Genomic DNA, 19114 nt, shown 5'->3' on the forward strand with positions numbered 1-19114 from the left:
CGCTACCTGGTCGACGCGATCGCCTACAACCAGGTCCGCGGCCTGCCGTTCACCGCCGCCGAGCTGGAGACGATGCTGGAAGAGGTGCTGAAGAATGTCTGAGCCCATCGCCCTCAAGCTCACCGCCAAGGATTTCAAGTCCGACCAGGAGGTGCGCTGGTGCCCCGGCTGCGGTGACTACGCGATCCTGGCCGCCGTCCAGCAGTTCATGCCGGAGCTGAACATCCCCCGGGAGAACATCGTCTTCGTCTCGGGCATCGGCTGCTCGTCGCGCTTCCCGTACTACATGAACACCTACGGGATGCACTCGATCCACGGCCGCGCCCCGGCGATCGCCACCGGCCTGTCGGTCTCCCGCCCCGACCTGTCGGTGTGGGTCGTCACCGGCGACGGCGACGCGCTCTCCATCGGCGGCAACCACCTGATCCACGCGCTGCGCCGCAACGTCAACCTCAAGATCCTGCTGTTCAACAACCGGATCTACGGCCTGACCAAGGGCCAGTATTCGCCCACCTCCGAGGTCGGCAAGATCACGAAGTCGACGCCGGTCGGCTCGGCCGACGCACCGTTCAACCCGCTGTCGCTGGCGCTGGGCGCGGAGGCCACCTTCGTCGGCCGGACGATCGACTCCGACCGCAAGCACCTCCAGTCGGTGCTGCGCGCCGCGGCCGAGCACGAGGGCTCGGCGTTCGTGGAGATCTACCAGAACTGCAACATCTTCAACGACGGGGCGTTCGAGCAGCTCAAGGACCCGGGCACCCGGGACGACTACCTGATCCGGCTGGAGCACGGCCAGCCGATCACCTTTGGCAAGGACGGCCAGTACTGTGTCGTACACCCGCCACGCGGCTTCGGCCTGGAGGTGCGCGAGACCGCAGCCACGCCGGCCGAGGAGATCGTCGTGCACGACGCGACGGTGGCCGACCCGGCGTACGCGTTCGCGCTGTCCCGGCTGCCCGGGTTCGACCTGCGCAACACCCCGATCGGCGTCTTCCGTTCGGTGCGCCGGCCGTCGTACGACAGCGTGGTGCAGGAGCAGCTGGCCGAGGCCAAGGCGAAGGTGACCGAGACCCCCGAGCAGCAGCTCGCCGGGCTGCTGGGCAGTGGGGACACCTGGACCATCAGCTAACCGGCGACTCCGCCGACAGACGCCGCGGGCGGGCCGTTCCCCATCGGAACGGCCCGCCCGCTCGTCGTACCGGACGGATGGTGACGGTCAGACCGCCGCCGGCACCCAGAGTTCGTCGATGGCCCGCTCGGCCGCCGCGAGGCTCTCCTCCTGCAGCGGGATCAGCTCGGCCATGGCGGGGACGGCCGGGGCGAGGGTCAGCTCGGCGGCGATGAAGCGCGGCGCCAGGCCGGTCTGCGAGAGGCCGTGCGGCAGCCAGGGCTCGGCGTGGTCCCAACCCTCGCGCGGGGTGCCCGAGCCGTAGCCACCGCCCCGGGACGCCAGCACGATGAACTCGCGGTCGCCCAGCAGCCCGGCACCGGTCGCCGGGTCGTACGACAGGCCCGGTGCGATGAGCAGGTCAACCCAGGTCTTCACGCTGCTCGGTGCGCCGTAGTTGTAGAGCGGCAGCCCCAGCAGCACCGTGTCGGCCTGCTTCACCTCGGCCACCAGTTGCTCGGTCAGCGCCCAGGAACGGCGCTGCTCCGGGGTGCGCTGGTCGGCCGGCGTGATCCGCGCCAGGCCCCCCGCCTCATCGAGGTGCGGCAGCGGTTCCTTGCCGAAGTTCCGGTAGGTGAGAGTGCCGTCCGGGTGTGCGGCGCGCCAGGCAGCCGCGGCGCGGGCGGTGAGCCGCCGGCTGACCGAGTGCTCCCCGCGGATGCTCGTGTCGATATGCAACAGGTGCGGCATTGGATAACCCTCCACGGATCGTTTGTGTAGCGCCAACTATTTATAGCAGGCCAATATTTCGCCGCGTGGGTAAACTGGGTCACATGCCTGCCGGGCCGGTCGACCAGACGGAGCGCCGCTCCGGGGCGCTGCTCGACCACCTGGCCCGGCGGATGCGGCTCCGGTCGGAGTCGGTGCTGGCACCACTCGGGCTGCGGCCCCGGCATCTCGTCGCGCTCACCGTGCTGCGCGAGGCGGGCGGCATGAGTCAGCAGGGGCTCGCCGGCCGTCTCCAACTCGACGGCACCAACGTCGTGGGGCTGCTCAACGATCTGGAAACGGCCGGCCTGGTCGAGCGGCGACGCTCACCCGAAGACCGCCGCCGGCACGTGGTGAGCCTCACCCAAACCGGCGCAAGACGGCTCAACGAGGCCGAGTGCGCCCTGGCCTCCGTCGAGGACGAGGTGCTCGGCGCGCTGGACCCGGCCGAGCGGGAGACGCTCTACGACCTGCTCCGGCGGGCGACCAGCGAGGTGCCGCCGACGTGCGCCGAGGCGGCCGAGAACGACCCCGACTCCCTCTGCTGACGCCGGCCGGGTGGGCGGTCAGGGCAGGGTGTTCGCCGCGGGGCGGTCGTCGCGGACGTGCACCAGCATGTCGCCGGTCTCGACGACCGCGCCCGCCCGGTCCGCCAGGGTGACCACCTTGCCCCGCCGGACCAACGCGATGACCAGCGTCTCCAGCTCGCGGGGCGACCTGCCGACCTCGTGGCGCTCGGCCGACCGCATGGCCAGCGCCATGCCCTGACCGGGGGTGAGCAGATCCTCCACCACGTCGATCAGCGGCGGGGCCGAGGTCGACAGGCCCAGCAACCGGCCGGCGGTCGCCGAGGAGACGATCACGTGGTGCGCCCCGCTCTGCTTGAGCAGCGGCGCGTTCTCCGCCTCCCGGGCGGCGGCGATGATCCGGACCTGTCCGGCGGTGAGCTGTCGTACGGTCAGCGCCACCAGCACCGACGCGTCGTCGCTGTCGGTCGCGATGATCACCGCCTTGGCGGTACGCACATGCGCCTGGTTGAGCACCGAGGATCGGGTCGCCGAACCCTCGATGGCCACCAGCCCGTTCGAGGTGGCCTGGCGCAGCGCCGGGCCGCTGCGCTCCACCACCACGATCCGGGACTTGTCGAGCCCGTTCTCCTGCAGGGCGGAGATCGCACTACGCCCCTTGGTGCCGTAGCCGCAGATGATGACGTGGTCCTTCAATTTTCTCTCCCACCGCTGCAGGCGACGGCCGGTCCGGTACTGCTCGGTCAGGACCTCCAGTGTGGTGCCGACCAGAATGATCAGGAACAGCACCCGGGCCGGGGTGATCAACAGGACGTTGATCAGCCGGGCACTCTCACTGACCGGGGTGATGTCGCCGTAACCGGTGGTGGAGAGGGTCACGACCGTGTAGTAGAAGGCGTCGAGCAGGCTGAGGCCGTCGTCGTTGACATCGCGGTAGCCGTCCCGGTCGATGTAGACCACCGCCACGGTGGCGAACACCAGCCCCATCGCGGCGGCCAGCCGCAGGCTGAGCGCACTGAGCGGACCCCGCCGCTGCGCCGGAAAGTGGATCACCGCGAGACCTGCCTCGCCACCATAGCCTGCACGCCCACAACATAGCCCCTGAGCGGGGAACCGCACGCCGAGGTGGTGGCGACCGGAACGGGGACGGCGCACCGGGCGGCGGGCGGGCATGATGGGGAGGTCCCCGCAGGACCGGCGAGAGTGAGGCCCGGCATGTCGTTGCTGCGACGGGTGATCGGCGCGGTACTGCGCCGGGAACGCCAGCGCCAGGGCCGCACGCTGCGGGAGGTCGCCCGGGCCGCCGGGGTCTCGGTGCCCTACCTGTCGGAGGTCGAACGCGGGCGCAAGGAGGCATCCTCCGAGGTGCTCGCGGCGATCTGCCGGGCACTCGGCCTCTACCTCTCCGACCTGCTCGAAGAGGTCCGCGACGAGCTGCGGCGGGTCGAGCGGCGGTTGCCGGCCGCGCCCCAGGGCAGCTACGTCCCGGCCACCCGACCCGGCGGCCCGGTGGTCTCGTCCGCCCGGCCCGGCCCAGGCGCGCACCCGGCCGCCCATCTGGGCGGCACCGGTTTCGGCACCGGTGCGTTCGTCACCGGTTGGCTCGACCGCGCCGGCCGCATCGGCGGCGAGCTGGCCGGGAACGGCCTCGTCGGCGGTCCCGCCGGCGGAGGCGGGCTGGCCGGCGGGAACGGGCTCGGCGGGATGGTGGGCGGCCTCCGGGTCTTCGTGTTCGCCGAGGCGGACGCTGGCCCGCTCGGCCACACCGACGCCATCGCCCGGGGTTCGTTGTTCCGTCCGGCCCCGGCCGGGCGGCCGGCCGGCAGCGCCGTACGCCGGGCCAGGGCGCGGATGCGGTCCGCCGCGCTGGGCGCCCGGTGGACCGGTACGCCGGTGCGGCCCCGCCACGACGGCCCGGCGCGGCATGACGCGCGGCGCGGGCAACGTCCCGCCGGCCGCGCCGGAACCGTCGTCCGGACCGTCACCCGCTCATCCCACGCCTCCGCCGCCCGCTAGGGCCTGCGTCGACGGGAGGGCCGGTCGGCGCCGTTCTGCCGTGGGCGGATCTGCCGGGGGCAGAACCGCTGGGGCGCAGCCGCTCGACCGGCGCAGGCTGGACGAGCCGGTCCCCGGGCGGTCGCGTCGCCCGCCGGCGCGTGGAGGGCGGACGAGATGATCACGATGCTGGACGACGGACAGCGGACCTTCGGCGACCAGGTGTTCGAGCGACTGCTGCGGGAACGGATCGTCTACCTCGGCAGCGAGGTGACCGACGAGATCGCCAACCGGATCTGCGCCCAGATCCTGCTGCTCGCCGCCGAGGACGCGGAGCAGGACATCCAGCTCTACATCAACTCGCCCGGCGGCTCGGTGAGCGCCGGGATGGCCGTCTACGACACGATGCGCTTCGTCCCCAACGACGTGGCGACCCTGGCGCTCGGTCTGGCCGGCTCGATGGGGCAGTTCCTGCTCTGCGCCGGCACGGCCGGCAAGCGGTACGCGCTGCCGCACACCCGGATCCTGATGCACCAGCCCTCCGGCGGGATGGGCGGTACCGCCTCCGACATCACCATCCAGGCGGAGAACATGTTGCACGTCAAGCGGACCTTGCAGGAGCTGATCGCCCGGCACAGCGGGCGCACCCTGGCGGAGATCCAGCAGGACTGGGACCGGGACCGCTGGTTCACCGCCGAACAGGCCCGCGACTACGGCCTCATCGACCAGGTGGTCACCGCCGCCACCCAACTCCCCCCAACCTGAGCCGCCACCCCGAGGCTCCCGCCGATCATGCACTTTAGGTCGCACGTATGCCCCGGTATGCGTCTTCTGCCGGGGCAGCAAGTGCATGATCGACGCCGGAGGGACTACGCCGACCCGCGGGTGTCGTAGCGGGCGCGGGCGGACTCGACCTCGGCGAGATGGTCGGTTGCCCAGGCTTCCAGGCCGGCTACCAGGGTCAGCAAGCTACGGCCGAGGTGGGTGAGGGCGTAGTCGACCCGGGGCGGCACGGTGGCGTGCACCGTGCGGGTGACCAGGCCGTCCCGTTCCAGTCCGCGCAGGGTCTGGGTGAGCATTTTCTGGCTCACCCCGTCGATCCGCTGGGCCAGTTCGCTGTACCGCTTGGGGGCGGCGGCGAGGGTCAGCACCACCAGCACGCTCCACCGGTCGCCGATCCGGTCGAGCACCTGCCGGCTGCCACACTTCCGGTCGTACAGGTTCGGCTCCACGTTAAAACTCTCCATCAGCAAGTCGCGCACTTCAAGGTGCCTACTCTCCAACGGGAAGTGTTGGCCCGGTGTTCCCGTTGACCTCGGCGTCAGACAGTCATCCCTGGAGGGAGCAACTCATGTCCATCGCCGTTACCGGCGCCACCGGGCACCTTGGCCGACTCATCGTCACCTCGCTGCTGGACCGGGGCGTACCGGCCACGGAGATCGTGGCGCTGGGCCGGGACACCGACCGGCTGGCCGACCTGGCCGCGCGCGGGGTGACCGTCCGGCGGGCCGACTACGACGACCCCGACTCGCTGCGCACCGCATTCGACGGTGCCGACAAGCTGATGTTCGTCTCCGGCAGCGAGGTGGGCCGACGCGTGGCCCAGGCCCGCAACGTGGTCGCCGCAGCGAAGGAGGCCGGGGTCGATCTGGTCGTCTACACCAGCATCCCGAAGGCCGACACCTCCAGCCTGATCCTCGCCACCGAGCACCGGGCGACCGAGCAGGAGATCACCGCCTCCGGGTTGCCGTACGTCTTCCTGCGCAACGGCTGGTACCTGGAGAACTACCTCCCGCAGCTGCCCACGTACCTCGAACACGGGGTGTTCGGCGCGGCGGGTGACGGGCGGTTCAGCGCCGCCGCCCGCGCGGACTTCGCCGAGGCCGCCGCCGCCGTGCTGACCGGCGACGGTCACACGAACAAGGTGTACGAGCTGGGCGGCGCGCCGTTCACCCTGGCCGAACTGGCCGCGGAGCTGTCCCGGCAGAGCGGGCGCGACGTCAGCTACACCGACCTGCCGGCGGAGAAGTACGTCGAGGTCCTGGTCGGCGCAGGCGTGCCCCAGGTGTTCGCCGAAGTACTGGCCGACGGCGACCGGGGTGCCGCCGAGGGTGAGCTGTACGTCGAGCGCGACGACCTGGCCAGGCTGATCGGCCGAGCCCCGGTCACCCTCGCCGACGCGATCCGCGCCGCGCTCTGAGCACCGACCGGCCCGCCACCCCGGCCTGACTACCGGGGTGGCGGGCCGCGCCGTCAATCGGTGGGCGGCGCGACCCGGAACCACCGACGGGACGAGGCCGGCACCAACAACAGGCCGACGACCACAGCGGATCCGGCCATCCGCGACAGCCACAGCGCATCGATCTCAGCAAACCCGACAACGCCGTACGCGATGCCGAAACCGGAGAGGCCGACTGCCAAGGTTCGGGCCCGCTCCACCCGGCGCCACAAGCCATAAGCCGCGGCCAGCGCCAGAACAGCCACTCCCACGACATAGATCGCCACCCGCAACCCGGTGGCCCTGGACGAATCACTCGTCAACATCTGGGCAACCTGGATGGCAGTGACCAGCAGGAAAATCAACGCGGCGGCGGCCACCGACCTGGGGACCACTGACTGACGCTGCTCGATCATCAGCTCATGCTAGGTGTCATTCGCCTGACCGCTTTGGGCGGCGAATCAGCCGCCGCCCGCCGGCTTGGTCACGCCAACCCCAGCGTGTCTATCCGCCGTTACGCCCGAATCAGTGACGCCGCGACGCCGAGGTCAGTCTCACGGACTTGATCATTCCGTGCAGGTTCCGGATCTTCGGCTTGGTCGCGCGCCTCGCCTAGACACTTTGAAAGCCACAAGCAAGAACCGCACGATGGCAGGCCCCTGCCTGCCAGCAACGCCGATCCGAGGACCGCAGCGGCTCCGGAGTCAAGGGCGGCCCGCAGGGTCGCACAGCGATGCGAAGCACCTTGAGGCCGGAGGGGCGGCCCCGGATCCTCCCCACCGCATCCCCCACGGCCGGCGGTGACCGCCCTGCGCGGCCCGACGGCTGCCTATGCCTGCCGATCGAACATCATACGGATTGCCAGCTCAGGCGGGGGTTCTCGCTGATCTTCGAGGTGCCCCCGGCAGGATTCGAACCTGCGACACACGGTTTAGGAAGTGTGGACACGGCCGGAGGACGTTCGGCAATGACCTGGCTTGACCTGCGCCACTGCCGGCCACCAACGGCTAGGAGCTGACCGCCGTTGACCCTCGGTTCCCGTGCCAACGGGCACGCAGCGGGCACGCGGTTCAACTGCTCGCACCCTAACTTGCCTCCCGCCTGTATCCTCCCGCTCGTGGAGTGGGCTCAATTCGCCTTGGAGGCCGGCAAGGCACTGGCCTGGCCCATCGTCGTCGTAGTCATCGCGATCATGTACCGCCGCCACATTCGCGGGCTACTCGATACCGGCCTCAAGCGAATCAAGGCGGGCCCCTTTGAGGCTGAGTGGGATCGGGCCGCCGCCGAGACTCGCGCTGCGCTTGAAGATCAGGCCCCTTTCGCACTAACAGCTAGCCGCACAAAGGCAATAGATGCAGAGCCGGCAACCGTTGTTGAAGACAGCATCACCCAGAACCGCAACGCCATTGTTGAGCTGCTCGCTCAGCAAACCGGAGATCCGAACCTGAAGTCTTGGCTGCTGATAGCGGACGAGCACCGATCCGGGCTGGCGGATACGCCCGAAAATCGGATAGCCCTCATATTGGTCACGGTAGACATCCTTCGGGTCATCTTTGAAGGTCAGGGTGGCCCCGAGGATGCCCAGGCCCAACGAGCGTTTGAAGGACTGTTGCAGCTGCGTAACCTCGCGGTTCATCTGAATCGACCCCTCACGAGAGGGGAGCTTGCCGAGTTCATGCTCCTAACGCGGATCATCCTCAGCCGCCTTCCGGGTAAGCCTCCGTTGCCAGCTGCGGGCTGAGGTGCCAAACGAACTGTCTCCCTGCCAGCGATGCAGCCTGCGTCGGCGAGCAGATCCGATGCACATTCGCCGCTCCTGCGGCCACACGGCGGGCCTCAGAGCCATCTCCGCCGTGAGTCCCACACACCGTGGAGTAGGCCAGGGGCCAGGGTGACAAGGTGGAGCGCCCTACCGGACGAACGACCTTGGCACCCTGGCCCCTGGCCTGCTCGGCTCTGCCTGGGACTCATGGTGGAGATGGCGACCCGCGCAACCACCAACTACCGCACCGTCCGGACGGACTTCCACCATCTCTGTCGTAGATCCCTGCCCGGAGGGCAAACAGCTCTTGCAGTCCGCCAGTGTGGCCGGCCGGCCCGGCCGATGCCGGCCGGAGGTCGCCAGCAGGCCGGGGCCGGGCCGGCGCGGCCCGCTTTGCGGGCCGCCTTGATCTGATAGAGCGGAATTCGGCAGTGTGCGAGCTTGTCAGAACTTGGGTTCGACCGGTGCCGGCAGCATGGCGGCCCACTTGCGCAGTACATCAACGGCCTGGTCCCGCAGGGCACCCTCGGCGATCTCTTCCCGCAGCGACCGGCGCTCAGCTGGTTGAGCGATCTCCCGATAGAACTGGAGATCTTCAAAGCCGTAGGTGGCAACGTCGTGGCTGCTGGCTCCAAAGATCAGGCGAGGAATACGCGCCCAGTAGCAGGCCATGAGGCACATCGGGCATGGTTCGCTGCTGGCGTACATGACCGCGTCTTCCAGCAGGTGCCGCCCGAGGTTGCTGCCGGCGTGACGCAAGGCCATGACTTCGGCATGGGCGGTTGGGTCTCGCAGCTCAATGACGCTGCTGGTGCCTTCGCCGACGATCTCGCCCGAGATGACGACGATAGCGCCGAATGGCGTCTTTCCTTCGTCTTCCAGCGCGCGCCGCGAAATCTCGATAGCCCTCGCAAGGAACTGCTCATCCTGTGCATCCAGCTGGGAAGTCATGACTTTCCTCCTTGCCGCCCTGACGGCTTGCCGCCGGCTGCTTTGCGCTTGGGCCAGGGCTTGAGCGGAGTAACGAATCGAAGTTCGGTCCGGTCGGCTGGATACTCGGCGTCTGACACCTCGACCACGTTCTCATCAGTGTCGAGCGAGATGCGTCGACAAAGGATGAGGGGAATGCCGTCGGGCAGGCCCCAGAGTTGAGCCTCTGGGGTGGTCGGCATCCGGGCTGTCACCTCATCGATCATCGTCATGATTTCAACGCCGACCGTCGAAAGCTGGTGCTGGGTTCCTCCCGGCCAGGGCTCGTTGGCCTCATCGAGGAGCGCAGGGTTTGAGCCGACAAGCGCCACCGGCATGTAGGAGACGCTCGACGAGAGCAGGAACCCGGTGAGCCTGTCGGTCGAGTCGTAGCGCCGCCTGAGAACGAGGTCTGTCGGATCGATCCGGAACAGGCCGGCCAACTCCGTTCCCGCCTGGACCTGGTCGTACCGGGAGCGGAACTCCTGCTCACCGATCTGCATCTTGAGATTCGTCTCGGCCTCGCCGACAACGGCGCGCTCTGCCTCGGGGCGCGCGGCGAGATCCTTCTCAACCTGGTGCCGCTCAGACGAACGAATCACCTTCCGGGGCGGTACGCGGACCACGGGTGCCTTGCCGCGTCCGCTGCTGATGAGGCCCTGAGCCTTGAGCAGGGCGATCGCTGCACGAGCGGACCCAACAGAGCACGCCCACCGTGCGGACAGCTCGGCCAACGTGGGCAATGAGTCTCCCGGCCGCAGCTCGCCGCGCTCAATCTGCATGCGGATGTCATCAGCGATCCGCAGCTGGATAGGCGGCGGGACGACGGTCGGACGTGGCTCCATGCCTCCCATCCTCGCAGGTTTGCCAGCAAACCTCTTGCTTCTCTTCGAAGCATGGCCTAACGTCGATTGCATGTTTGCTAGCGAACTAGCAAACCTGATGTCCGATCCGGCAAGCGTCCGGGGACCAGGAGGAATGAGGCCATGGCAGTCCCGAACACGATCAAGGTTCCGGTTCCGTTCGAGTACGTGTTTCCGCAGGGTGCGTTGTGCCTGGGTGTGGAGCCGGTGACGGACTTCGACAAGCGCGGTCAGGGTGACGACCAGGCCCGCGACAAGGACACCGGCGAGCGCCTGTGGGTGGTCAAGGTTCTGGACCTGGACCCGGAGGCCGGCAAGTTCGGCGGGTCGAAGGAAGTGAAGGTGAAGATCGCCGCGCCGGTGCAGCCGGTTCCGCCGGCGTCGAAGATCCCGGGCTACCCGCCGGCGGTGCAGTTCACCGAGGTGACGTTGACGCCGTACGTCGACAGCCAGCGGTGCAAGGGCTCGGGGAAGTGCCGGGCGCGTCAGGCGTGGTCGATCCGCGCCGGGGCCATGACCGAACCGGCTGCGATGAAGCAGGCGGCCTGACCAGATCTGGACGCGCGGGGCGGGCCTCTTCCGCCAAGTCGACTCCCGCCCCGCGCCTTCACCCGTTCTCCCTGGAAGGAGTGGGTTGATGCCCACGCTAGCTGACGCTGCCCGCATCGTCGGGAACCCGCGTCCCGCCCCGCGTCGCACGACGCACCGCCGCACCGTGATGCGCCTCGCCGGCCCGGGTATCCGGGCCGCCCGCGAGGTTTACACCACCGTCCCCGCCGACGCCGTCCGCGTCGCCGCGCTGGTGGAGATCTCCGCCGCCGCCGCAGCGTTGGCGCGGACGGTGGTGAAGCTGCGCCGCCTGGACCCGGACTTGATCGCCCCGCACGTCTCCGACCGCGTCGACCTCCGCGCGGTCCTCGGTCGTGGCCGGTGGCTGCCGACCATGACCCGTCACGTCCCCGCCCCGCAGACCGGCCCGGTCGACCTGGCCGCCCTGATGCCGGCTCGCCCGGTACGCCGCCGGTTGATCCGCCGCCGTCCCGGTACGCCGGGGCAGGGCTCCCTGTTCGCCGCGAGCGTGGGGGAGGGCTGACCCGTGCCGCTGGTGAATGTGATCCGGGGTGAGCGGATCGACTCGGCTCCGATCAACGTGCGGACGCCGTTCGTGCGTATCCCGATGTGGCTGGCCCTGTCCTGGTGGACCCTCAAGGCCCTCGGCCGCCTGGCCGTGGTCCTGATCCGCTTCTGGTACCTCACCGCCCCTGCCGTGTTCTTCGCCTGGCTGCACCTGCGGTACGGCTGGGCCGGACCTGCCCTGGTCGTCGGTGCAACGGCCGGCGTCCTAACCGGGTGGGCCTTCGCTCACCGGCCGACGTTCCTGCGGTTCGCCTGGCATCCGGCGCTGTCCCGCTACCGGCGGATGGTCTACCGCCGTCGCTGGCACGCCGCGATGGTCACCGCCAAGCTCGCCGTCTCCTTCGACCGGCACACCGTCCTGCCCGTGCTCAAGCGGGTCCGCTGCGGTGCCGGCGTGGATGTGGTGACGGTGCGGATGGTCACCGGCCAGATCCCCGACGACTTCGCCAAGGTGGCGGAACGCCTCGCCCACACGTTCGGTGTTCGGCAGGTGAAGGCCGCTCCCGGCCCGCGTCCGGACGTGGTGCTGCTGCACCTGTTCCGGGGCGATCCGCTCGCCAAGGTGGTCCGTCCGTTGCCGGTGCCGGCGGTGCCGGAGTTCACCGCCCTGCCCGTGGGTCGGCAGGAGAACGGCGACGGCTACCCGCTGCGCCTGTTCGGCACTCAGGTCCTGGTCGTGGGTGCCACCGGGGCGGGGAAGGGCTCGGTCATCTGGTCCGTGGTCCGCTCCCTGGCCGCCGGGGTCACCTCCGGCCTGGTGCAGATCTGGGGCCTGGACCCCAAGGGCGGGATGGAGCTGGGGATCGGTGCGCCGATGTTCGCCCGGTTCGCCTGCAAGGACTACCCCGCCATGGCCGCACTCATCGAAGAAGCCGCCACCGTCGCTAGGGAGCGGGCGGCCAACCTGCGCGGCCGAACCCGCCAGCACACGCCGACCCAGGATGAGCCGCTGATCGTCCTGGTGATCGATGAGCTGGCGAACCTCACCGCCTACCTGACCGACCGCCAGCTCAAGGACCGCATCAAGGCCGCCCTGTCCATCCTGCTGTCCCAGGGCCGCGCGGTCGGCGTGCATGTGGTGGCGGCGATCCAGGACCCGCGCAAGGAAGTGCTGCCGTTCCGCGACCTGTTCCCCACCCGCATCGGCCTGCGCCTCGCGGAAGCCGCACAGGTCGATCTGGTGCTCGGGGACGGGATGCGCGACCGGGGAGCGCTGTGCGATCGCATCCCGCAGTCCCTGCCCGGCGTCGGGTTCGTCGTCATCGACGGCGACCCCACCCCGATGCGGGTCCGCTTCTCCTACCTGACCGATGACGAGATCCGCGACATGGCCCACACCTACGGCCGGCTCCGCGTGATCGACGGCGAAATCCTGGACGGTGCCGCATGAAGCCTCACCCCACCAACACCCGTGCGGAGCGGGTTGAGGGCCTGGTCCTCGTCGTCATCCTCCTGGTCGTGGCCGGCTTCGCCGGGGCCGCCTCCTTCACCCACGTCAAAGACTGGACCCTCGACAACAGCCTGCCCGGCACCGGCGAATGGTTCGGCTGGGCCAACGCCGTCATCTCCGAACTCGTCCCCGTCGCCGCCCTGCTCACCATCCGCCGACGCCGCCGCACCGGCGGCCCGATCGGCTACCCCATGTTCCTGCTCATGGCCGCTGTTGCGCTGTCCCTGGCCGCGCAGCTCGCCGTCGCCAAACCCGGCCTGTCCGGATGGCTCCTGTCCGCCGTGCCCGCCCTCGCCTTCATCGGCCTGTCCAAACTCGTCCTCACCACCGCACCCGCCCCGGCTGCGCCGCCGGCCGACGAACCGGCACCCGCCCCGGCTCCTGCGCCGGCCGTCGTCCCGGTGCCGGTCCCGCCCGTCGAGCCGATCCGCCCGGCCAGTGCGCCGGCCGTCACCGTGCCGGCTGGCCCGGAACCGGTCGCCCTGGTCCCGGTCGAGCCCGAACCGCCGGCCCCGGTGCCGGCTGCTGCCTTCGCCCGCCGTAACGGCACCCCGCTGACTCGGGAGGTGACCCGATGACCGATCACCTGCTCTCCGGCCTGCTCCTGGTCGCCGGCCTGGCCCTGTTCTGCTTCGACCAGTACCGGCTTTACGCCGTCCGCTATGAGCTGGCCGCCCTGCAACGCGCCGCGCTGCGGGACGGGTTGACCGGCCTGGCCAACCGTGCCGGCCTCGCCGCCGGCTGGACTCAGCTCGCTCCGCTGCGGCCGTGGGTGGCCGTGATCGACCTGGACGGGTTCAAGCCGGTCAACGACACCCACGGCCACGCCGCCGGGGACCACGTCCTCACCACCATCGCCGGCCGCCTCCGCCACGCCCACGGGATCGCCGCCCGGCTCGGTGGAGACGAGTTCGCCGCCCTGCTCCTCGACCCGAACCCGGCCGTAGCTGCCCGCCGGCTCGCCGCCGCGATCGCCGCCCCGATCCGACTGCCCTCCGGGATCTCGGTGTCGGTGACCGCCAGCATCGGGCTCGCGCCCGCCAGTCCCGCCGGCCTCGCCGCCGCCCTAGCCGACGCTGACGCCGCCATGTACCGCGCGAAGACCACCCGCACCGGAGTGGCCATCTTCGACCCCCGGGCAGACGACCACGCCAGCGCCGAACCCCGCCCCGCCCTGCGGGTCCGCGACCTCAACCCGGCGGAGGTGGGCCGATGACTCTCGCTCCGACGCTGCCCGGCCTCGACCCCACCCCCGCCCCGGTGGTGGAACCGCGGCCGGGCTCCCGGGCCGCCCGGATGCTCATGCCCCGCTCCGTCGACGTAGTCAAAGACCTCGCCGCCGACTACGGCGTCTGCACCCGCCCCGTCTCCCTCCGACGCACCGACCTCGACACCGGCCTGACCGAGGTCATCGACATGCCCTGCGGCGCCACGCAGGAAGCCAAGTGCCCCGCCTGCGCGACCCGTGCCCGGCGGCTACGGCAGCAGCAGATCCGCGAGGGCTGGCACCGTACCGACGAACCCGACCCCGGCCCCCGACCCGCCACCGATGAGCAGAAGGCGCTCGTCGTCCTGCGCGCTCACTATGAGTTCGGCCGTGACGAGGCTGCCCGCGCCTCGCAGTGGGATCAGGTCGCGGAACTGGACGACGCCATCGCCGTACTGGAGCAGCACATCACCACTGAAGGCATGCGCGGCCGTCCCGCGCCGCCGCACGCCACCGAGGACCAGGACGACGGCGACGGCAAGCGTCGGGTGCGGTCCACGAAGCGGCGGCAGGATGCCCCGGACCTGCCCCGCCTGCCAGTGGAGAACCGCACCGTCGGGCGGACCTTCGAGGGTCACGGCGGGCAGGTGTTCCGGCCGTCGATGTTCCTCACCCTCACCCTCGGCTCCTACGGCCGCGTCCACACCGACGGCACCCCCGCCGACCCCGACAGCTACGACTACCGGCGGGCTGCCTGGGACGCGGTGCATTTCCCCCGCCTGCTGGATCGGTTCTGGCAGAACATGCGCCGTGCCGTGGGCTGGAACGTCCAGTACGCCGGGGCGGTCGAACCGCAACGCCGGCTTGCCCCTCACGCGCACTTCGCCATCCGGGGCACCATCCCCCGCGCGCTGGTCCGGCAGGTGGCGGCAGCGACCTACCACCAGGTGTGGTGGCCGGCGGTCGACCAGCTGGTCTACGAACCGGGCAACGCGCCACAGTGGAACGCCGACGCCGCCGGCTACACCGACCCGACCACCGGGGAGCTACTGCCGACGTGGGATGACGCCCTGGACCTGATCGACGCCGACCCCGACGCCACGCCGCTACACGTCGCCCGCTTCGGTACCCAGGTCGACGCCAAGGGCGTCCTCGCCGGCACCAAAGACGCTGACCGGTGCGTCGGCTACATCACCAAGTACCTGACCAAGCAGGCCGCCGACTGCCACGCCGTGGCCACCGGCCGGCAACGCGCGCACCTCGAACGACTCTGGCAAGAGCTACGGCACACCCCGTGTTCGGAGCGGTGCGCCAACTGGCTGCTCTACGGCATCCAACCCAAAAAAGCCCGGCCCGGCCTCAAGCCGGGCAACTGCAAGAACAAGGTCCACAAACGGGAAACCCTCGGCATCGGCGGCCGACGGGTGCTCATCTCCCGCCAGTGGTCCGGTAAGACCCTGGCCGACCACCGCGCCGACCGGCGGGAATGGGTCAAGGCCCTGCTCGGCGTCACCACCGACGCCACCACCGCCCCAGCCGGCAGCGAGCAACGACACGCCTGGGAACTCGCCAAACCCACCGACCCGGACGTGCCACCCCTCGGCCACCGGGTCCTACGCGCCATCTCCGAACGCATCCAATGGCGGGCACAACTCGACGCCGCCAGACGCGCCACCGACCCGCCCGATGTTTCGGCAACCACGGCCACGAACGCGACCGGGAAGGAGGCCACCGCGTGGAGCAGCTGCTGACCGTCAAACAAGCCGCCGCCCGCCTCGGCACCACCGAACGATTCCCCCGCCGGCTCATCGCCGAACGGCGCATCCGCTACATCAAGCTCGGCGGCCACCACGTCCGCATCCCCGAAACCGCCTTGGCCGAGTTCATTGCCGCCGGGATGGTCGAACCCATGCGGCAACTGACCTGGCGCGACGGCCGGGTGGTGGCCTGATGCCGGCCGGGAAGAAGCGCCGCTTCGGCCGCGTTCGGCAACTGCCCTCCGGACGCTGGCAGGCTCGCTACCGGGGACCAGATGGACAGGACCACGCCGCGCCCCGGACCTTCGCCACCGAGCGGGAGGCGGAACGTTTCCTGGCCTTAGTCGAGGCCGACATTGCCCGTGATCGGTGGGTGCTTCCCGACGCTCGGCGGACGACGGTTGGGGAGTGGGCGGAGCAGTGGTTTGTCTCGGCAAATCGGTCGTGGAAGCCGAAGACGCGCCACACCTACCGGTCGGTCCTGGATCGGATCGTGTTGCCAGCGTTCGGTGCCATGCCGCTGACCTCGCTGCGTCCCATCATGGTGGCTCGGTGGGTCGGTGAGCTGTCCGACCGCCTCAGCGCGTCGCAGGTGCGGCAGGCGTACCGGCTGCTGGCGCAGATCATGCGTGCCGCTGTCGACAACGAGATCATCGGGTCGAACCCGTGCCGGTCGGTGCGGCTGCCTCGGCTGCCTGAGTCTGATCCGGCCATCCTCACCGTCGCCCAGGTAGACAAGCTTGCCGCTGTCTGCGACCTTCCCGACCGCGTCCTGGTGCTGCTGCTGGCCTACGGTGGCCTGCGGATCGGGGAAGCTCTGGCGCTGCGTCGTCGCCATGTCGACATTGGGGCGGGTCGAGTGACTGTCGCACACTCGGTCGCGCAGTTGCCCGGTGGCCCGGTCATCGATACGCCGAAGAACCACCAGCGGCGGGAACTGGCGGTGCCCGCGTTCGTGGTGGAGCTGCTTCGGCAACACCTGGTGACGCTGCCCGATGGGCCGGACGTGTTTGTCTTCCCCGGTCGGCAATCGCACACCAGAGAGCGGCAGCAGAGCTATTACGGGTTCCGTCGTCGGTTCGTCGTCGCGGCGCGGTCGGCTGGGCTCGGCGACGTGACTCCGCATGACCTGCGGGCCACTCACGCGAGCTGGGTCGCGGACTCCCATGGCGTCCTGGTGGCGGCTCGTCGGCTCGGGCACGCCAACGCCAGCGTCACGACTCGTCACTACGCCCGTGCGATGGACGGGCGAGACGCTGAGGTCGCTGAGCACCTAGACGCGAGTCGGTCGAAGGTAGCGAAGCGATCGGGCACGCAGCGGGCACGCAAGCCCCGGAAGGCAGAACAGTGATCGGTGATCAAGGCTGTGACCTGGTGCCCCCGGCAGGATTCGAACCTGCGACACACGGTTTAGGAAACCGATGCTCTATCCCCTGAGCTACGAGGGCGCGAGGGCACAGTCTAGCGACCTGGGGGTTCACCTGGGGTGGCAGGGAGTGGCCCACGTTCACCCACGTCACCCGCACCCCTGTTCTCCCAGCCCAGACCACAGCTCGAGTCTCCATGTGACTCCGGTTGATCTTGGTGGGCAGGGTGGAGTGGCCGGCGCGATCGGGTTGGCGTCGGCGGAGAGCGGTCTGGTTCAGGCTGCGGCGCGGATGGCTGATGCTGGTCGACTGAAGGTCTTGCGGTCACGGACAAGCGCCCAGAGGACGTCGACGCGTCGTCGCGCGAGGGCAAGGATGGCTTGGCGGTGGTTCTTGCCTTCGGCGCGCTTCTTCTCGTAATAGGCACGCGACGTGGGGCATTCCCTGGCGGCGGTGAACGCGGCCATCCACAGAATGTGTCGCAGCCTGCGGTGGTATCGGCGAGGCGGCCGATGGTTCCCGGAAACTGTTCCCGAGTCGCGGGAGACAGGCGCCAAGCCGGCGTGGGCAGCGAGTTTGGCGGGGCTGTCGTACTCGGTCATGCCGGCGGTGTGGACGAGCAGTTCGGCGGTGAGCAGGGCGCCCATGCCGGGCAGACTCCCGATGATCGGCGCAAGCGGGTGCTGATCAAGCTGATCGGCGATGAGGTCGTCGACAGCGGCGATGCGTTGTTCGAGGGCGAGGATCTCGGTGGCCATCTGCCCGACCACCACGGCGGCGGCGCGTTGGCCGGGCAGGGTGACGCTCTGCTGCCGTGCGGCGGCGACCATCGCCTCGGCGACCTGGACGGCGTTCTTGACGTGGCCGCGCCGTAGCAGGGCGGTGATCCGGTCGACGCCGGCATGCCGGATCGCGGCCGGTGTCTGCCAGCACGCCAGGACCATCATCGGGCCCTTCCGGCTCAGGTCCACAACCCGCTCAAGGGCGGGACTGATCCCGGTGAGCAATTCCTGCAACCGGAACAGCGTCGCGACACGCTGCCCGACGAGATCGGCGCGGTAGCCCGTCAGCACGGTCAGTTCGGCGAGGAGCCGGTCGGAGGGTTCCAGGATGGGGATGTCGGTGCGCATGCGGATGGTCTGGGCGATGACCACCGCGTCGCGGGCGCCGGCCTTGTTCTCTCCGGCGAACGCGGCGGCCATGTGGAAAGCAACGGTGCCGGAGACGTACCGGATCTGGACCTGCCGGCGCCAGAGCAGGGTCAGCAGCAGGGCGGACAGGCCGGTGGTGACGTCGACCGCCCAGCAGACCGGCCGGCCGTGCGTCGACACCTCGGCCATGACGGTGAGCAGGGCGGTTTCGTCGTTGGCGACCCGGCGGGAGTAGACCAACCGGCCGTCGCCGTCGACAGCGGCCACGTGGTGGTGGGTCTTGCCGATGTCCACGCCGATCCACAGCTTCGCCACCCTCGCGCTCCCCTTCGTTGATGAGATCTCTCTGTTGCGTTCTCGTCTGCGGGTTCGGGTTTGCCGGCACCTTCTAGCGATGCGAACGCGGGTCGCGGGTCTCCATCAGCGGTCTACCGAATCTCGCAGACGACGAAGCGGCGGGTGGCATCTCCTACCGTCAGCCAGGCGATCTCGGCGAAACACACGCAGCCATACCCACCGCCTCCGGGCTTCAGGGTCTACGGCCAGCAGGGCCGCGCCCGTTTAACCAACCCGCCCGCGAGGCGGGAATGAGTGGCACCTCGAAGCTCAGCCACAGGCACGGCGGAACACACACAGCCATCCCCACCCCGGCCCTGCGGGCACGGCAGCCCCAGCCTGCCGCCGTCGCTGGCAGACGCCCCGGACGCCATGTGCGAGAACCGGGGAGCATCAGCGCTCCATCGAGCGCGGGGAAGGCGTACGGCGTGACTGCCCATAACGGGGGCGCGGGACCGCCGTTCCGCGACCGGCCTGATTCCCACGCCAGACGTCGCTG

Annotated in this window: 20 protein-coding genes, 1 tRNA gene and 1 pseudogene; 14 read left to right on the forward strand and 8 right to left on the reverse strand. The window is 69.8% G+C overall.

Translation table 11 applies throughout. The features are described 5' to 3' along the window. The first annotated feature begins 94 nt into the window (after positions 1 to 94). On the forward strand, positions 95 to 1129 hold the full coding sequence (locus AB0M52_RS07045) for a 2-oxoacid:ferredoxin oxidoreductase subunit beta (protein ID WP_363950010.1): 1035 nt from the start codon (positions 95 to 97) through the stop codon (positions 1127 to 1129). Between the two features lie 87 nt (positions 1130 to 1216). Here the strand turns inward: AB0M52_RS07045 and AB0M52_RS07050 are convergent, their stop codons facing one another. Further along, the gene (locus AB0M52_RS07050) at positions 1217 to 1858 is read right to left on the reverse strand and encodes an NAD(P)H-dependent oxidoreductase (RefSeq protein ID WP_363950013.1); all 642 of its coding nucleotides are present in this window, start codon (positions 1856 to 1858) and stop codon (positions 1217 to 1219) included. A gap of 83 nt (positions 1859 to 1941) precedes the next feature. On the opposite strand from AB0M52_RS07050, the gene AB0M52_RS07055 reads away from it, so the two are divergent. Beyond that, on the forward strand, positions 1942 to 2424 hold the full coding sequence (locus AB0M52_RS07055; RefSeq protein ID WP_363950015.1) for a MarR family winged helix-turn-helix transcriptional regulator: 483 nt from the start codon (positions 1942 to 1944) through the stop codon (positions 2422 to 2424). 18 nt (positions 2425 to 2442) lie between these two features. On the opposite strand, the gene AB0M52_RS07060 is transcribed toward AB0M52_RS07055, so the two are convergent. After that, positions 2443 to 3456 carry a potassium channel family protein gene (locus AB0M52_RS07060; RefSeq protein ID WP_363950017.1) on the reverse strand — a complete coding sequence of 338 codons (1014 nt, stop codon included), beginning with the start codon at positions 3454 to 3456 and terminating at the stop codon, positions 2443 to 2445. 162 nt (positions 3457 to 3618) lie between these two features. On the opposite strand from AB0M52_RS07060, the pseudogene AB0M52_RS07065 reads away from it, so the two are divergent. Further along, a pseudogene (locus tag AB0M52_RS07065) lies at positions 3619 to 3855 on the forward strand (helix-turn-helix transcriptional regulator); the annotation flags it as partial. Between the two features lie 720 nt (positions 3856 to 4575). Then, positions 4576 to 5163, forward strand: a complete 588-nt coding sequence (locus tag AB0M52_RS07070; RefSeq protein ID WP_363950019.1) for an ATP-dependent Clp protease proteolytic subunit — start codon at positions 4576 to 4578, stop codon at positions 5161 to 5163. A gap of 104 nt (positions 5164 to 5267) precedes the next feature. On the opposite strand, the gene AB0M52_RS07075 is transcribed toward AB0M52_RS07070, so the two are convergent. Then, complete coding sequence (locus AB0M52_RS07075) at positions 5268 to 5645, reverse strand: helix-turn-helix domain-containing protein (protein WP_363950021.1); 378 nt, start codon at positions 5643 to 5645, stop codon at positions 5268 to 5270. 104 nt (positions 5646 to 5749) lie between these two features. On the opposite strand from AB0M52_RS07075, the gene AB0M52_RS07080 reads away from it, so the two are divergent. Next, the gene (locus tag AB0M52_RS07080; RefSeq protein ID WP_363950023.1) at positions 5750 to 6598 is read left to right on the forward strand and encodes an SDR family oxidoreductase; all 849 of its coding nucleotides are present in this window, start codon (positions 5750 to 5752) and stop codon (positions 6596 to 6598) included. A gap of 53 nt (positions 6599 to 6651) precedes the next feature. Here the strand turns inward: AB0M52_RS07080 and AB0M52_RS07085 are convergent, their stop codons facing one another. Beyond that, positions 6652 to 7032, reverse strand: a complete 381-nt coding sequence (locus AB0M52_RS07085) for a hypothetical protein (RefSeq protein ID WP_363950025.1) — start codon at positions 7030 to 7032, stop codon at positions 6652 to 6654. Positions 7033 to 7733: 701 nt separating this feature from the next. Between AB0M52_RS07085 and AB0M52_RS07090 the strand changes: the two genes are divergently transcribed. Continuing rightward, positions 7734 to 8357 carry a hypothetical protein gene (locus AB0M52_RS07090; RefSeq protein WP_363950027.1) on the forward strand — a complete coding sequence of 208 codons (624 nt, stop codon included), beginning with the start codon at positions 7734 to 7736 and terminating at the stop codon, positions 8355 to 8357. A gap of 465 nt (positions 8358 to 8822) precedes the next feature. On the opposite strand, the gene AB0M52_RS07095 is transcribed toward AB0M52_RS07090, so the two are convergent. Both AB0M52_RS07095 and AB0M52_RS07100 read right to left on the reverse strand, forming a co-directional pair. Beyond that, a complete protein-coding gene (locus AB0M52_RS07095) occupies positions 8823 to 9329 on the reverse strand; it encodes a nucleoside deaminase (protein ID WP_363950029.1) in 507 nt (168 codons plus the stop codon). Further along, a complete protein-coding gene (locus tag AB0M52_RS07100) occupies positions 9326 to 10192 on the reverse strand; it encodes a GntR family transcriptional regulator (protein WP_363950031.1) in 867 nt (288 codons plus the stop codon). The genes AB0M52_RS07095 and AB0M52_RS07100 overlap by 4 nt, the downstream gene beginning before the upstream one ends. Positions 10193 to 10333: 141 nt before the next feature. Between AB0M52_RS07100 and AB0M52_RS07105 the strand changes: the two genes are divergently transcribed. The 8 genes from AB0M52_RS07105 to AB0M52_RS07140 all read left to right on the forward strand — a co-directional run bounded on the left by AB0M52_RS07105 (position 10334) and on the right by AB0M52_RS07140 (position 17112). Then, entirely contained in the window at positions 10334 to 10759 is a 426-nt protein-coding gene (locus AB0M52_RS07105; RefSeq protein ID WP_363950033.1) for a hypothetical protein, read from the forward strand. Positions 10760 to 10847: 88 nt separating this feature from the next. Next, positions 10848 to 11303, forward strand: a complete 456-nt coding sequence (locus AB0M52_RS07110) for a hypothetical protein (RefSeq protein WP_363950036.1) — start codon at positions 10848 to 10850, stop codon at positions 11301 to 11303. Between the two features lie 3 nt (positions 11304 to 11306). Beyond that, a complete protein-coding gene (locus tag AB0M52_RS07115; protein WP_363950038.1) occupies positions 11307 to 12737 on the forward strand; it encodes an FtsK/SpoIIIE domain-containing protein in 1431 nt (476 codons plus the stop codon). Continuing rightward, positions 12734 to 13375 carry a DUF2637 domain-containing protein gene (locus AB0M52_RS07120; protein WP_363950041.1) on the forward strand — a complete coding sequence of 214 codons (642 nt, stop codon included), beginning with the start codon at positions 12734 to 12736 and terminating at the stop codon, positions 13373 to 13375. The genes AB0M52_RS07115 and AB0M52_RS07120 overlap by 4 nt, the downstream gene beginning before the upstream one ends. Continuing rightward, the gene (locus tag AB0M52_RS07125; RefSeq protein ID WP_363950043.1) at positions 13372 to 14013 is read left to right on the forward strand and encodes a GGDEF domain-containing protein; all 642 of its coding nucleotides are present in this window, start codon (positions 13372 to 13374) and stop codon (positions 14011 to 14013) included. Before AB0M52_RS07120 ends, AB0M52_RS07125 begins: the two co-directional genes overlap by 4 nt. Then, positions 14010 to 15755 carry a replication initiator gene (locus AB0M52_RS07130; RefSeq protein WP_363950045.1) on the forward strand — a complete coding sequence of 582 codons (1746 nt, stop codon included), beginning with the start codon at positions 14010 to 14012 and terminating at the stop codon, positions 15753 to 15755. Before AB0M52_RS07125 ends, AB0M52_RS07130 begins: the two co-directional genes overlap by 4 nt. Then, a complete protein-coding gene (locus AB0M52_RS07135) occupies positions 15740 to 15955 on the forward strand; it encodes an excisionase family DNA-binding protein (RefSeq protein WP_363950048.1) in 216 nt (71 codons plus the stop codon). Before AB0M52_RS07130 ends, AB0M52_RS07135 begins: the two co-directional genes overlap by 16 nt. Then, positions 15955 to 17112, forward strand: coding sequence for a site-specific integrase (locus AB0M52_RS07140; RefSeq protein ID WP_363950050.1), 1158 nt, complete (start codon positions 15955 to 15957; stop codon positions 17110 to 17112). The genes AB0M52_RS07135 and AB0M52_RS07140 overlap by 1 nt, the downstream gene beginning before the upstream one ends. A 21-nt stretch (positions 17113 to 17133) precedes the next feature. Here the strand turns inward: AB0M52_RS07140 and AB0M52_RS07145 are convergent. Both AB0M52_RS07145 and AB0M52_RS07150 read right to left on the reverse strand, forming a co-directional pair. Then, positions 17134 to 17209 (reverse strand) — tRNA-Arg (locus AB0M52_RS07145). 194 nt (positions 17210 to 17403) lie between these two features. Continuing rightward, positions 17404 to 18594 (reverse strand): IS110 family transposase, encoded by a 1191-nt coding sequence (locus AB0M52_RS07150; protein ID WP_363950052.1) that lies wholly within the window; start codon positions 18592 to 18594, stop codon positions 17404 to 17406. Positions 18595 to 19114: the final 520 nt, after the last annotated feature.

The sequence above is a fragment of the Micromonospora sp. NPDC051296 genome (assembly GCF_040682255.1).
Classification (GTDB): Bacteria; Actinomycetota; Actinomycetes; order Mycobacteriales; family Micromonosporaceae; genus Micromonospora; species Micromonospora craterilacus.